The sequence below is a fragment of the Sphingobium soli genome (assembly GCF_020782245.1).
Lineage (GTDB): Bacteria > Pseudomonadota > Alphaproteobacteria > Sphingomonadales > Sphingomonadaceae > Sphingobium > Sphingobium soli.
The window spans coordinates 253,306-266,634 of the sequence record NZ_JAJGNP010000002.1 but is presented as its reverse complement, the minus strand read 5'-3'; the positions used below and the strand labels follow the sequence as shown (position 1 = coordinate 266,634).

At 62.9% G+C, this 13,329-nt stretch carries 16 protein-coding genes; 10 read left to right on the top strand and 6 right to left on the bottom strand.

Annotated elements, in window-relative coordinates; translation table 11 throughout:
* Nucleotides 1–58 precede the first annotated feature (58 nt).
* Genes LL253_RS03995 through rimO form a run of 3 tightly spaced genes read left to right on the top strand, consistent with a single transcriptional unit; the run spans nucleotide 59 to nucleotide 3,583 of the window.
* Complete coding sequence (locus LL253_RS03995; protein ID WP_228226284.1) at nucleotides 59–1,114, top strand: M23 family metallopeptidase; 1,056 nt, start codon at nucleotides 59–61, stop codon at nucleotides 1,112–1,114.
* A complete protein-coding gene (locus LL253_RS03990) occupies nucleotides 1,111–2,169 on the top strand; it encodes a potassium channel family protein (protein WP_228226283.1) in 1,059 nt (352 codons plus the stop codon). Before LL253_RS03995 ends, LL253_RS03990 begins: the two co-directional genes overlap by 4 nt.
* Before the next feature lie 34 nt (nucleotides 2,170–2,203).
* On the top strand, nucleotides 2,204–3,583 hold the full coding sequence (gene rimO, locus LL253_RS03985; protein ID WP_009821350.1) for a 30S ribosomal protein S12 methylthiotransferase RimO: 1,380 nt from the start codon (nucleotides 2,204–2,206) through the stop codon (nucleotides 3,581–3,583).
* Nucleotides 3,584–3,620: 37 nt separating this feature from the next.
* On the opposite strand, the gene LL253_RS03980 is transcribed toward rimO, so the two are convergent.
* On the bottom strand, nucleotides 3,621–4,439 hold the full coding sequence (locus LL253_RS03980) for a DUF3298 and DUF4163 domain-containing protein (protein WP_323133398.1): 819 nt from the start codon (nucleotides 4,437–4,439) through the stop codon (nucleotides 3,621–3,623).
* The gene (locus LL253_RS03975) at nucleotides 4,439–4,645 is read right to left on the bottom strand and encodes a hypothetical protein (RefSeq protein WP_009821348.1); all 207 of its coding nucleotides are present in this window, start codon (nucleotides 4,643–4,645) and stop codon (nucleotides 4,439–4,441) included. The genes LL253_RS03980 and LL253_RS03975 overlap by 1 nt, the downstream gene beginning before the upstream one ends.
* Nucleotides 4,646–4,786: 141 nt before the next feature.
* Between LL253_RS03975 and LL253_RS03970 the strand changes: the two genes are divergently transcribed.
* From LL253_RS03970 to argC, 4 genes are read left to right on the top strand one after another with little or no spacing between them, the layout of a single operon-like run.
* Nucleotides 4,787–6,184, top strand: coding sequence for a leucyl aminopeptidase family protein (locus LL253_RS03970; protein ID WP_228226281.1), 1,398 nt, complete (start codon nucleotides 4,787–4,789; stop codon nucleotides 6,182–6,184).
* A gap of 59 nt (nucleotides 6,185–6,243) precedes the next feature.
* Nucleotides 6,244–6,651, top strand: coding sequence for a MarR family transcriptional regulator (locus LL253_RS03965; protein ID WP_009821346.1), 408 nt, complete (start codon nucleotides 6,244–6,246; stop codon nucleotides 6,649–6,651).
* A complete protein-coding gene (locus LL253_RS03960; protein ID WP_228226280.1) occupies nucleotides 6,611–7,519 on the top strand; it encodes a C40 family peptidase in 909 nt (302 codons plus the stop codon). The genes LL253_RS03965 and LL253_RS03960 overlap by 41 nt, the downstream gene beginning before the upstream one ends.
* Nucleotides 7,516–8,460 (top strand): N-acetyl-gamma-glutamyl-phosphate reductase, encoded by a 945-nt coding sequence (gene argC / locus LL253_RS03955; RefSeq protein WP_228226279.1) that lies wholly within the window; start codon nucleotides 7,516–7,518, stop codon nucleotides 8,458–8,460. The genes LL253_RS03960 and argC overlap by 4 nt, the downstream gene beginning before the upstream one ends.
* A 7-nt stretch (nucleotides 8,461–8,467) precedes the next feature.
* On the opposite strand, the gene LL253_RS03950 is transcribed toward argC, so the two are convergent.
* The gene (locus tag LL253_RS03950) at nucleotides 8,468–8,677 is read right to left on the bottom strand and encodes a hypothetical protein (protein WP_228220367.1); all 210 of its coding nucleotides are present in this window, start codon (nucleotides 8,675–8,677) and stop codon (nucleotides 8,468–8,470) included.
* 215 nt (nucleotides 8,678–8,892) lie between these two features.
* Here LL253_RS03950 and LL253_RS03945 point away from each other — a divergent pair, with 215 nt between their 5' ends.
* Nucleotides 8,893–9,066 (top strand): hypothetical protein, encoded by a 174-nt coding sequence (locus LL253_RS03945; protein ID WP_009821342.1) that lies wholly within the window; start codon nucleotides 8,893–8,895, stop codon nucleotides 9,064–9,066.
* Nucleotides 9,067–9,126: 60 nt separating this feature from the next.
* Nucleotides 9,127–10,452, top strand: a complete 1,326-nt coding sequence (locus tag LL253_RS03940; protein ID WP_228220368.1) for a PQQ-dependent sugar dehydrogenase — start codon at nucleotides 9,127–9,129, stop codon at nucleotides 10,450–10,452.
* A 16-nt stretch (nucleotides 10,453–10,468) separates the two neighbouring features.
* Here LL253_RS03940 and LL253_RS03935 read toward each other — a convergent pair whose 3' ends face one another.
* Nucleotides 10,469–11,287, bottom strand: a complete 819-nt coding sequence (locus LL253_RS03935; RefSeq protein ID WP_228226278.1) for an ATP-binding protein — start codon at nucleotides 11,285–11,287, stop codon at nucleotides 10,469–10,471.
* Between the two features lie 114 nt (nucleotides 11,288–11,401).
* Between LL253_RS03935 and LL253_RS03930 the strand changes: the two genes are divergently transcribed.
* Nucleotides 11,402–12,358 (top strand): L-threonylcarbamoyladenylate synthase, encoded by a 957-nt coding sequence (locus tag LL253_RS03930; RefSeq protein ID WP_228226277.1) that lies wholly within the window; start codon nucleotides 11,402–11,404, stop codon nucleotides 12,356–12,358.
* Nucleotides 12,359–12,382: 24 nt separating this feature from the next.
* Here LL253_RS03930 and LL253_RS03925 read toward each other — a convergent pair whose 3' ends face one another.
* Both LL253_RS03925 and msrA read right to left on the bottom strand, forming a co-directional pair.
* Nucleotides 12,383–12,646: a hypothetical protein gene (locus LL253_RS03925; RefSeq protein ID WP_009821338.1), complete on the bottom strand. Its 264-nt coding sequence runs from the start codon at nucleotides 12,644–12,646 to the stop codon at nucleotides 12,383–12,385.
* Between the two features lie 123 nt (nucleotides 12,647–12,769).
* The gene (gene msrA / locus LL253_RS03920; RefSeq protein ID WP_228226276.1) at nucleotides 12,770–13,303 is read right to left on the bottom strand and encodes a peptide-methionine (S)-S-oxide reductase MsrA; all 534 of its coding nucleotides are present in this window, start codon (nucleotides 13,301–13,303) and stop codon (nucleotides 12,770–12,772) included.
* Between the last annotated feature and the right edge of the window lie 26 nt (nucleotides 13,304–13,329).

Here is a 13,329-nt window from a genome sequence, read left to right as displayed (position 1 = left end):
GAATATCTGCCCGGCTTGAGGGCTGGCAAGCGCGCTCTGATGCGATACACAGACATAGATGCCTGTTTCCTCCCGTCCGCTCCTTTGCGCCATCGGCCCGCTGTTGCTCACAGGCTGCATCCCGCAGCGGGCCGAGCGGGATGCCGCGGCCATTGCTGTGCCGACGCCGCCGCCCGATCTTGGCGCCGACGCGACCACGGTGCGATTGGCTGAACCAGAGCCGGTCTGGACCGCGCAGCAAGTCGTCGCCAATGCCCGGACTGTCCCCGCTTCCAACTATGTGGTGCGCGCGGGGGACACGTTGCGTGGCGTCGGCAATCGCACCGGGGCTGGATCGGAAATCATCGCCAAGGCCAATGGGCTGTCGCCGCCCTATGCCCTGCGGGTCGGGCAGACACTCCGCATACCCGGCGGCCGCTATCACCTCGTCGCTGAAGGCGAAACAGGCATCGCGATCGCCGCCGCCTACGCCGTTCCCTGGCGCCGCATCGTGGAAGCGAACGGGCTGGAGGAGCCCTATGTCCTGCGGCGCGGCCAACGTCTGTTGCTGCCTGATGCTCCAACGGGCGATGCCCGATCGCTCGAGCAGCGCGCAGCCGCGTTCCGCATCGACATTGACGATGTATTGACCGGCGGCCAGCCGGCCGCGCGGGACAATGCGCCAGTGGTGGCAGCTTCCACCAAGCCCAGGCCGCTGCCATCCAATGCGCCGATTGCCCAGCCATCCGGTTTTGCCGGCAGCTTTGCATGGCCCCTGCACGGAACCATCCTTTCCCGGTTCGGGCCGGGCCAGAGCGGATCGAAGAATAATGGTATCGACATCGCTGCCCCTGTTGGCACGCCCATCCGCGCATCGGCCGACGGTGTCGTCGCCTATGCCGGCGACAAGGTCGCGGTGTTTGGCGGCCTCGTCCTGATCAATCACGGTAGCGGCTGGGTCAGCGCCTATGGCCATGCCAGCCGGGTCGATGTGGTCCGCGGGCAGAAAGTGTCCAAGGGACAGGTGATTGGGCTGACCGGCGACACCGGCTATGCCAGCAAGCCCAAATTGCATTTCGAACTGCGCAAGGACCGCGCGCCAGTCGATCCCCTTGGCAAGTTGCCCCCAGCATGAGGATCGACAAGGCAAACGCACCCTCGGCCATGGCGGGCTTTCTGCGGCGCCGATCGTCCATGCCGATGTGGATGGACCTGACTTGGCGAGTCCTGTTGCTGTTCGGGCTGATCTCGCTGGTCCTGCTCCTCCACTGGATCGGGCGAGACGGGCTGAAGGATAATCTCGACAATCAGATCAGCTTCATTGATGTCCTGTATTTCACGACGGTCACGGTCACGACCGTTGGCTATGGCGACATTGTCCCGATCACACCCGAAGCCCGCCTGTTCGAAGCCCTGTTTGTTACGCCAATCCGGCTCTTTGTCTGGCTGATTTTCCTTGGCACGGCCTATAATCTCTTTCTCCGCAACATTTTTTACAGGTGGCGCATGGCACGCATCCAGGCCGATCTGCACAATCACATTATCGTCACAGGCTTTGGCACCAGCGGGCAGGAGGCGGTGCATGAACTGCTGGCGCGCGGCACCGATCCCCGCGAAATCGTCGTCATCGACGGCAGCGAAAAGGCGCTGGAACTGGCCGAAGCCCATGGGTGCAACGTGCTGTGCGGCGATTCGACCCGCGACAAGACGCTGAAGGATGTCGCCATCCATCGGGCGCGCAGCATGATCGTGTCTGCGGGGCGCGATGATACGTCGATCCTGATCACCCTGACGGCCCGCCATCTGGCCCCTCGCCTGCCAATCAGCATCGTCGTGCGGAACGAGGATAATGAAGTGCCCGCGCGGCAGGCCGGCGCGACGACGGTCATCAACCCTGTAAGCTTTGCCGGGCTGCTGCTGGCCGGCAGCACAACCGGCGAGCATATTGCCGATTATATGGCGGATCTGGCCGCGTCCGGGGGCCGGGTAAAATTGATCGAACGGGCGGTGCTGCCGGAGGAAATCGGCCAGCCGCTGTCCGCCATTCGCACCGGCCTTGGCCTGCGGGTCTATCGGGGCAAGCGCCCCATCGGTTTCTGGGAGGAGGATTCCCGGCGGTTGCAGACCGGCGATGTCATCATTGAAATCGCCGAGGGCGACGGACATGGGAACGCCCTGCCGCCGGTCTGAGTCGTTTTCCGTGACATTGGCCCCAAAAATCCCTATGTGCGCGCCGATCATGGCAACCAAAATTCCAGACGCGCCGAAGATCGGCATGGTGTCGCTCGGCTGTCCCAAAAATCTGGTCGATTCCGAGCGTATCCTGACCAAATTGCGATCCGACGGCTATCAGATGTCCGCTGACTATGCGGGCGCGGACGTCGTGCTCGTCAACACTTGCGGTTTTCTCGACTCGGCCAAGGAAGAGTCGCTCGAAGCCATCGGCGAAGCGATTGCGGAAAATGGCCGCGTCATCGTGACCGGCTGCATGGGTGACGAAGCAGAGGTCATCCGCGCGAAATTCCCGCAGGTGCTGGCCGTCACGGGCGCGCATCAATATGAGCAGGTCGTCAATGCCGTGCATGACGCCTCTCCGCCCATCCCCAATGCCTTTGTCGATCTGGTGCCCGAAGGGGGCCTCAAGCTCACACCGCGTCACTACAGCTATTTGAAGATCAGCGAAGGATGCAATCACCGCTGTTCCTTCTGCATCATTCCCTCAATTCGCGGCGACCTGGTAAGCCGCCGTATCGATGCGGTGCTGCGCGAAGCGGAAAAGCTGGTGGCGGCGGGCACGAAGGAATTGCTGGTCATCAGCCAGGACACATCGGCCTATGGCGTCGATACCCGCCATGATGTGCGGCAATGGAAGGGCCGCGATGTCCGGGCGCACATGACCGACCTTGCTCGAGAACTGGGCCAGTTGCGCACGGCGGAGGGGCGCGCACCATGGGTGCGACTCCACTATGTCTACCCCTATCCGCATGTCGATCAGGTCATCCCCCTGATGGCGGACGGCCTACTGACGCCCTATCTGGACATCCCCTTCCAGCATGCCGCCCCCAATGTGCTCAAGGCGATGAAGCGGCCGGCCAACGAAGCCAAAGTGCTTGATCGCATCCGCAAGTGGCGCGCCATCTGCCCGGACATCGCGATCCGCTCTTCGTTCGTGGTCGGTTTCCCCGGCGAGACGGAGGCGGATTTCCAATATCTGCTCGACTGGCTGGATGAAGCGCAACTCGACCGTGTCGGCGCGTTCCGGTTCGAACCGGTGGAGGGCGCGGCGGCCAACGCTCTGCCCGATGCCGTGACCGAAGAGGTCAAGGAAGAACGCTACCAGCGGATCATGGAAAGGACAGCGGCCATCAGCGCCGCCAAATTGCAGGCTAAGGTCGGCCGCATTCTGCCCGTCATCATCGATGAAGTCGGCGAACCCGACGAGGATGGCAGCATCGGCGCGACGGCACGCAGCCAGGCGGATGCGCCGGAAATCGACGGTAATGTATTCCTACGCGATGTCGGCGAGGGACATCGCGCCGGGGACATTGTCGATATCGTGGTGGAGGATGCCGACGACCATGATCTCTACGGCGTTCCCGCCTGAAACACCCACGGTTCCACCGAAACCTTGGACCCGATGATCAGGGCGTCAGAAAGGCGTCCTGATACTCGGTCTTGATCGCCTTGCGCATCGCGGCATCCACCGGAATCGTCACTTCATACGTCCCCTCGGCATAAGGACCGGCGCTATAGGGACCGATGATCACGGTCATGCTGTCGATCAGCTTGCTGTCCTTGGAGGCTGGCACCAGAACCTGATCCAGCGGATCGATGCATTTGGTGAAATCATCGTCGCCAGCAACGACCGGTTCGCCCCGTTTGTCCGCGCGCTGCTTGTCCAGTTCGGCACAAAAGCGATCGCGAATGGCGGCGGCAAAAGCAGTGGGCGACGTCATCAGCGCCTTGACGCTGGTTTCCCGCTGGCGCTCTTTATCCCATAGAACGGTGTCATATCCCGTCATGCCATGGGCGCCACCAGTATAGACATAGGTCTGCGAGCGGAGCGACAGGAATCGCGGCGTATCGGCCGCGACCGTCCATTCTGTTTCAAGACTGTGGGGCCGAAACGGATAACCCGCCTTTTTCGCCGATTCACTATCTTCCCGCGCCATCTTGAGGGCGTCGGCCTTGCCTGCCTCCATCGCTTTGCGAAACTTGTCGACCAGCGCCGGAATCGCCGCTGCCTCAGCGGGATAGGCATAGGCGAATTCCAGAAATTCGGTCTTGTCGCTTTGCGAAAAGGGGGCGGCAGGGGATGAGGGCGGCCGGCTCACACCCGCCATATGATTGGCAAATTGCGTGGCGCCTGCGTTTGAAACCGAATTGCCGGCGGTTTCATCTGCTGTTGGCGAGCAAGCTGCCAAGAACACCGCAACCGCCATCACCCCGCCGCCGCGCATCAGTGCGCCTGCGCCTGGGCCGCCCGGCAGCGCTCGCCGACTGCCTGGCGTGCATAGTCGCTTTCCAGCGCGCGACCGGCATTCGACCAGCCTTCGGCGATCAGCGCCTGCTGAACCGCATTGCCATTGTCAAAACGGCCGGTTTCAGCGAGCGCATAGGCCCTGGCGCGCGCCGCCTGCAAACTGCGGTCATCTCCGTGTGTCATTGTCCATCTCCTTGTTTCTTCTTTCATTCCTTCTAGGCCGATTGGCCGAGGGAGGCAAAGACGGAATGGGTCGGCCGTGCCACGCGCGCGATGGGAAATTGCCTCTTCCCCTCCTCCTGAACTTTCCCTTACATCGGCGGCATGATCGACTTTTCCGACCTGCTCAAAACAGATAACCAACAGCCCGCGCACATGATCCAATTGCTGGATCCCGACAGCTACGACGCGTGGAACAGCGGGCAATCCGCTTCGACTCGGCACATGCTCTCAGCGCAAAAGTTTCGCGGCAAGATTGGCGATCATGCGCTGTTGTGGGGCGGGGATCAGCATGACTGGTCGGTCGTCACGGTCGTGCCGGATCGGGGAAAAATGGGCCCCTGGTGCCTCGCCAAATTGGCGGAGGCCTTGCCGGAGGGGCAGTATCGGCTCGCCGATGGTCGGGCGGGTGACGCGGCGCTTGGCTGGCTGATGGCGCAATATCGGTTCGACCGCTATCGGCAGGACGACAATTCAACGGGTCCCAAAGTCCTTCTGACCCAGGACGTCGCCCGTATTGAACCGACCCTGCATCTGGCCCGTGCAACCGCGCTGGTGCGGGACATGGTCAATGTTCCGGCTGCCGACATGGGGCCGCCTGATCTGGAGCAGGCGGTGGAACGCGTCGCGCAACCATTCGGCGCCCGCGTCACCACCACCCGCGGGGACGCACTGGAGCAGGGCTTTCCCATGATCCATGCCGTGGGCAAGGCCGCCGACCGCAGCTTTGCGCCGCGGTTGATAGAATTGGAATGGGGTGAGCCGTCCGACCCCCGCCTCGCCCTGGTGGGCAAGGGCATCTGTTTCGACAGCGGCGGCCTCGACATCAAGCCATCATCGGGCATGCGCCTGATGAAGAAGGACATGGGCGGGGCGGCCCACGCGCTTGCGCTTGCACAATTGATCATGGCGAACCGTCTGCCTGTTCGGCTGCATCTTCTGATCGCCGCAGCCGAAAACGCCATTGGCGCGAACGCCTTTCGCCCGGGCGACATCCTACGCAGCCGCAAGGGGCTGACCGTCGAAATCGGCAATACCGATGCCGAAGGCCGCCTTGTGCTGGGGGACGCACTAACTCGCGCCGGCGAAGACAGGCCGGACCTGGTGATCGATTTCGCCACGCTGACGGGCGCTGCGCGTGTCGCGGTCGGCCCCGATCTGCCCGCCTTATTCTGCAACAACGATGATCTTGCGGGGCAAGCGATCGCCCATGGCACCGACGTCGACGACCCGCTGTGGCGGTTGCCGCTGTGGGATCCCTATGCCGATATGCTCAAATCCGACGTGGCCGACATCAACAATGCCGGTGATGGCGGCTTTGCCGGCGCGATCACCGCAGCTTTGTTTCTGAAGCGCTTCGTTCCGGACAACACACCCTGGCTGCATCTCGATACATTCGCCTGGCGTCCGTCCGCCAAACCCGGCCGCCCTAAGGGTGGCGAAGCGTTGGGTATGCGCGCCATATTCAGATTGCTTCAGGATCGCTATCGCCCAGAACGATGACGCATTTACAAAGGCCTATCCGTTACGCAACCGGATTGGCCATCGCGCGTTAAGCGGGCATGAACGCCCTTTCAGCCAGTCAGTCCTCCGCCGAGACCAACCGCCCGGGCATCCCGTTGCTGCGTCAGTGGATGTCGACGCTGGTCGATTATGTACGCTCGGGCAAACCCGACCTTACCAATCGCCAAATGGCCCTGATGATGACGGTGTATATCAGCTCGGGGCCGCATACCGTGCGGGGCCTTGCCGAAACGCTGCATGTCTCAAAGCCGGTGATCACGCGCGCGCTCAACAAATTATCGGCGCTCGGCTATCTGCGGCGTGAGCGCGATGTTGCAGACCGTCGCAATATTTTCATCACCCGAACGCCCAAAGGCGCGGAATTTCTTGACGCCTTTCACCTTTTCATCGCAGGAACCGCGCGCGATGAACGGATGGACAACCCCGCTGCGGAACGCTCCGCCTGAAAGAACCCGGTTCAAACTGCAAGGCCGTTCGGCCGCGCTGGACCGGCGTGTTCATGCAGCGCGTGGCGACCTGGCCGATCTTTCGCTAGCAGGAACGCTCTTTTCCGCTCATTATGCGCGGGCGGTTGCACTGACATGCGTTGCGCCCGGCACCCCCATATTGGCGGCGGCATCGCCGACGGCCGAAGCGATCAGCGAACTGCTGCGTGGCGAAGTCTTCCACGCGCTGGACGTAACCACGGACTGGGCATGGGGTTTTTGCGGGCATGACGGCTATGTCGGCTATATCCGGCGCGACGCGCTGGATGTTGAGGAACAGCCCACCCATCGGGTAACGGCATTGACCGCGCCCCTGTTCAGTGCGCCCGACATCAAATCGCCGATCGCGGACTATTGGCCGCTTGGGGCCAGGTTTACGGGCGAGCATTGTGGTGACTTCATCGCCTGCGGGGATGGGTTTGTGCATCTGCGCCATGCCGCGCCTTTAACCGAGTCGACCGCCGATTGGGTTTCGTTGGCCGAACGGCACCTGGGCAAGCCCTATGTCTGGGGCGGACGCGGGCATCGCGGCATCGACTGCTCCGGCCTGGTCCAAGTGGCGCTCGGCCGAGCAGGACTCAGCGTGCCGCGCGATACCGACCTGCAAAGCGAAGGGATCGGCACGCCCATCGAAAGCGACGCAGGGCTGAAACGTGGGGACCTCATCTTCTTTCCCGGCCATGTCGGCATCATGACGGACGGCGCCACCCTATTGCATGCGAACGCGCACTGGATGGCCGTGGTGAAGGAACCTTTGGTCGACGTCGTCGCCCGGCTGGCGGCGGACCATCCCAGTCCGATCATCGCGCGGCGCAGGGTAAGTTTATGACCACGAATGTCTTCATCGACGGCGGGCATGGGACGACCGGGATCGAAATCGCCGAAAGGCTCGCGGGCCGGCAGGAACTCTCGCTCATCACGCTCGATCTGGAGGATCGCAGGAATGCGGCCGCCCGGCGCGACGCGCTGAATGCTGCGGACATCGTGATCCTGTGCCTGCCCGACGACGCCGCGCGCGAGGCGGTGGCGCTGATCGACAATGATCATACGCGCGTGATCGACGCATCGACCGCACATCGCGTGGCCGACGGATGGACCTATGGATTTCCGGAACTGGAGCCGGGACATCGGAACCGCCTGGCCGCAAGCCGCCGCGTCGCCAACCCGGGTTGCTGGCCCACGGGTTTCCTTGCGCTGGTGCGCCCGCTGGTGCTCGCCGGGCTCATTCCAGCTGACTGGCCGGTCACAGTGTCCGGCGCATCGGGCTATTCGGGCGGCGGCAAGGCGATGATTGCGGACTATGAGGGCGCCGCCGCGCAGCCCAGCGCCTTCCGCCCCTATGGCCTCAGCCTCGGGCACAAGCATGTGCCGGAAATGACCCGCTATTCCGGATTGACGCACCCGCCGCTCTTCGCGCCTGCGGTGGCCAATGCCTATCGCGGCATGATCGTGGAAGTGCCATTGCAACTGCGCGCCATGCCGGGCACGCCATCGCTGGCCGACATTCACGACGCGCTGGCGTCAGCCTATGCGCAGTCGTCGATCGTCACCGTCGCCGCGCTGGAGGACAGCGCGGCCATGTCCGGCGTGCCGCTGGAATATGTGGGCGCGACCGATCGACTGGCATTGTTCCTGTGCGGCAACCCGGACACCGGCCAGGCCCGGCTGGTGGCCGCGCTTGACAATCTGGGCAAGGGCGCGGCCGGCGCGGCCGTGCAGAATCTCAATATCCTTGCCGGATTGCCCGAGACCGCTGGGCTGCGCCTTTAAGCCATCGTCAGTGGACGGTACCGGCCGGCTGATCAATTGCCAGCAACAGGATGAGCCGTTCTATCTGCCGCCAGTGACAGAAATGGATATGGTTGCCCTGGTCCAGGCTTCGACCGGCACGGGCGGCCGCTTCATAGCCGGCATTGGCGCCAAATCGGCTGATCAGATCGGCCGCGTCGTCAACGCTTTTGCGGCCGGACAGATATGGCAATTGCATGGTGCGCCCCCGCTCCCCCTTTTGATATCCATCGGCCGACCCAAGAAACATGCCATCCAGGCGGATCAACGAAAACGCTGGGAGATTATGATGAAGACGCGTTTAGGCATATCCCGTTTCGGGACGAATATCCCGCTTCGGGATCGTTCGACCCATTTTGGACAGGGTCGCAAAGGCGCTGGCTTCAATCAGATTAGCATGGCAAGGACAGCGCCATGAAGGATCGTCGTTCCAATCCGACCGGTTCCGGCGCGATCATCGCGCTGCTGATTCTCGCCGGTACGATCGGCGGCGGCCTGTTGGGTCAGCCGACGATCGGGTTGTTAAGCGGTTTGGCGCTAGGTATCATTATCGCCTTGCTGATCTATCTGGGCGAACGCGGCAAATAAGCGGCGTTACAACGGGGCAATAACCTTGCCCGACACCCGATCGGCGCATAGATGTGGCGCATGAACAAGCATCTCATTGCCCTCCCCCTCGTCGCCCTCGCGCTCGTCGGCGGTGGATTTCTCTATCTGGCCCAGGGCGACACAGCCCGATTGCCGGCAGGCGCCGATACGGGCCGGGAACCGGTTTTCACCAGCCCTCGCAGCGAGATGATCCCGACGGTGAATATTGCCGAGGTCAAGCCGTGGAAGGCCGGCGAGAAACCCGTTGCCGCCAAGGGATTGGCGGTCGACCGGTTTGCCGAGGGCCTGGCGCATCCGCGATCCCTGCTGCGGCTGCCCAATGGCGACATCTTGGTCGCCGAAACCAACAGCCCGCCGCGCCCCAAGGACGGCATCGTCCAGCGGGTCATGAACTACCTGATGGACAAGGCGGGTGCTGGCGTTCCTTCGGCCAACCGTATTACCCTGCTGCGCGACACCGACAAGGACGGCAGGGCCGATACCAAGACGGCATTTCTGACGGGCCTGAACTCGCCCTACGGAATGGCCTTGATCGGCGACACGCTTTACGTTGCCAATACTGATGCGCTGATGGCCTTCCCGTACAAGGAAGGCGACACGAAGATCAGCGCCGCCGGGCGCAAGATCATCGACCTGCCCGCCCAATCGCCCAACCAGCATTGGACCAAGAGCATGGTCGCATCGCCCGACGGGCTGCTGTACATCGGCGTCGGGTCGAACAGCAATATCGGCGAAAATGGGCTGGAGCGCGAGCGCAACCGCGCGGTGGTGTTCGAAGTGAACCCCAGGAACGGGTATAAGCGCGTCTTCGCGTCCGGTCTGCGCAATCCTGTCGGCCTTGCCTTCGAACCCAAGAGCGGGGCGCTATGGGGCGTTGTCAATGAGCGCGACATGCTGGGCGCGGACCTTGTCCCCGATTATCTGACGCGGATCGAATTTGGCGCCTTCTACGGCTGGCCCTGGAATTATTGGGGCGGGTATGAGGATCGCCGTGTCCAGCCGCAGCGCCCGGAAATTCGCGAATATACCAAGCGCCCCGATTATGCGCTGGGCAACCATGTCGCGCCGCTCGGTCTGGCTTTTGCCGACAAGGTGAAACTCGGCGCGCCCTTTACCGACGGCGCGTTCGTCGGCCTGCATGGCAGCTGGAACCGCAAGCCGGCCGCTGGCTACAAGGTGGTGTTCGTCGGCTTCAATGACGGGGAGGCCGGCAGGACGAAGCCGGTCGATGTGCTGACCGGGTTCCTGGACGAGGATGGCGACGCCCATGGCCGCCCTGTCGATGTGACGGCGGATGCGCAGGGCGCCCTATTGGTCAGCGATGATGTCGGCGGGATCGTCTGGCGCGTTGCGAAGGCCAAGTGAGTAATCGGGCTGGCGATCAGATCGCCAGTCCGTTCCGCCCCGCCAGTTCGACCACATATTGCCAGGCGACGCGGCCCGACCGACTGCCGCGCTGGGTCGCCCATTGAATGGCCTCCAGCCGGTCGACGGTCAGCCCTAGCGTTTGCGCATAGCCGTTGACGATCGCGACATAAGCGTCCTGATCGATTGCGTGAAAGCCGAGACTGAGGCCGAAGCGATCCGACAGCGCCATCTTGTCATCGATCACATCGCGCGGATTGATCGGATCATCCTGCTCGGTCAGGTGGCGCGGCACGATGTGACGGCGATTAGACGTAACGTAAAGTCGCACATTGGCCGGACGCGCCGCTGTGCCGCCCTGCAGCAGCGACCGCAGGGCGCGGGCGTCGCCAGCGCCCTGCTCGTCAAAACCCAGGTCATCAAGGAACAGCACGAAGGGACGGTCGCTGCCCCGCAGCATTGCGAACAGCGACGGCAGGCTGGCCAGCTGGTCAATGGCGCATTGTATCAGCGCGATATCCCGACCGCCCTGCTGCAACTTCCCGACGACGGCGGCCACTGCCGCAGACTTGCCCGTGCCGCGCGCGCCCCACAGCAGCACGTCATGCGCGGCATAGCCGTCCGCCAGGCGAGCGCTGTTGGCCAGGAGCGCTTCCTTCTGCGCATCGATCCCTGTCAGCAGATCATAATCGACAGGTGCGAAATCCTGAACCGGATGGACGGCATGCCCATCCCAGATATAGGCCGGCGCGGCGGCCAGATCGGCGCAAGAGGCCGTCGGCGGCGCCAGTCGCTCCAGTGCTTCAGCAATGCGGGTTAAAAGAGCGTCGTTCATCGGGCGGCCTTAGATCATTTCCATAGTGAAGGGAAAGCGATGTGGTGCCCCATGTCATTGTGCTGACGCAATGGCCTTTTACTCGGTCATTCAGGGGTCTATAGCGTGGGGGCCGTGACCATCGCAAATCCAGTCTATTCCACACGATCCTGCCGCTATGGCGCTGAATCGCTCAGGGAAGCGGCGCTGTTGATCCGCGCGGGCGAGCCGGTCGCGGTGCCGACCGAGACAGTATATGGCTTGGCGGCTGACGCGACCGACAATAACGCCGTGGCCGCAATCTACAGCGCCAAAGGCCGGCCGAGTTTCAATCCGCTGATCGTGCATGTCGCGCATATGGACATGGCGCGCTCACTGGCTCATTTGTCGACCACGGCGGAAACGCTGGCCGCGCAATTCTGGCCTGGGCCGCTGACCATGGTGCTGCCGGTACGGGCAGATAGCGGGCTGTCGCATCTGGTGACGGCCGGATTGCCGACCGTCGCGTTGCGCCTGCCGGCCCATCCCGCGATGCGTGCGCTGATCCGCGAAAGCGGCCGCCCCCTGGCCGCACCTTCGGCCAATCGCAGCGGATCGATCAGCCCGACGCGCGCCGAGCATGTGCTGGCCAGCCTGAATGGCAAGGTGCGCATGGTGCTGGACGAAGGGCCGACCAGCGAGGGGCTGGAATCGACCATCGCCGCCCCGGAAACGGACCGGATACGATTATTGCGACCCGGCCCCGTCACGGCCGCGATGCTGGGCAAGGCCACCGGACTTCCCGTCGTCGTCGGACTGGCGGATGCTGCAATCGAAGCGCCTGGCCAGTTGGAAAGCCATTATGCGCCCGCCAAGGCCGTCCGCCTGGAAGCCCTTCGGGCGGAGGCGGACGAATATCTGATCGGATTTGGCCTGATGCCGTGCCACATCAACCTCAGCCCCGAAGCCAATCTGCGCGAAGCGGGCGCGAACTTGTTTGCGGCATTACATATCGCCGACGCGAGCACCGCTGCACGGATCGCCGTGGCACCGATCCCCCCGGAAGGCATTGGCGTGGCGATCAATGATCGGCTGAAACGCGCGGCGGCATAATCGACCTGCGATCAGCGCGCCGCGTCAGTCGCAGCGTTCATAGCCCGCCTTGCGACATTGTTTGCGACGCGCCTTTTCGGCCTTTTTCGCCTCCCGGCCTTCGCGCGCTTCCTTCTCGCGCATCTTGCGGCCATAATTGCGGTCCGCCTCATCCTGGCTAGTGGTTGCCCAGTCGGCAACCTGCGAGCCCGCCCTGACTGGCGCGGTAACGACGCTGGCCACCGTGCGGACGCATCCGGTCAGTCCCAGTAGCAGCAATGGCCCCGCCAATATCATTGCCTTGTTCATCGTTCCGTCCCCGCCAGTTGCTGATGCGCGCCTGTCGTCCATAGAGGATATGCCCGACAGACGCCACCGGAAGGGCGGCGCCGTCGTCACGACAGAATATACACACAGCAAATAAGCGAACGATCAGCCGTCCAGACGCTCCCCAAATCCTTTGCGCAACTTGGCCAGCTTGGGCGGGATGACCGCCATGCAATAAGGATTCTGGTCCCCGACCCTATCCCAATATTTCTGATGATAGTCTTCGGCGGGATACCAAGGCGCCTGCGGCTCTATGGCCGTCACGACCGGTGCGGACTGATCTGCCTGCGCCCGCTCGATACCGGCGCGTGCTTCCTGCTCCTGTTCGGCGGAATGCGGAAAGATCGCCGACCGATATTGCGTGCCGATGTCATTGCCCTGACGGTTGAGCGTCGTGGGATCATGGGTGGCGAAAAAGATGTCGAGCAAATCGCCATAGGAAATGACGTCGGGATCGAAGGTGATGCGGATGGCTTCGGCATGACCCGTGTTGCCCGAACAAACCTGCTCATAAGTCGGATTGGGCATCGTGCCGCCGATATAGCCGCTTTCGACCGTCTTCACGCCTTTCAAATTCTGGTACACCGCTTCGGTGCACCAAAAGCATCCGCCGGCCAGCGTTGCGACTTCTTCCGCCATTTCGTCATTCCTCAAATCTCTATGAG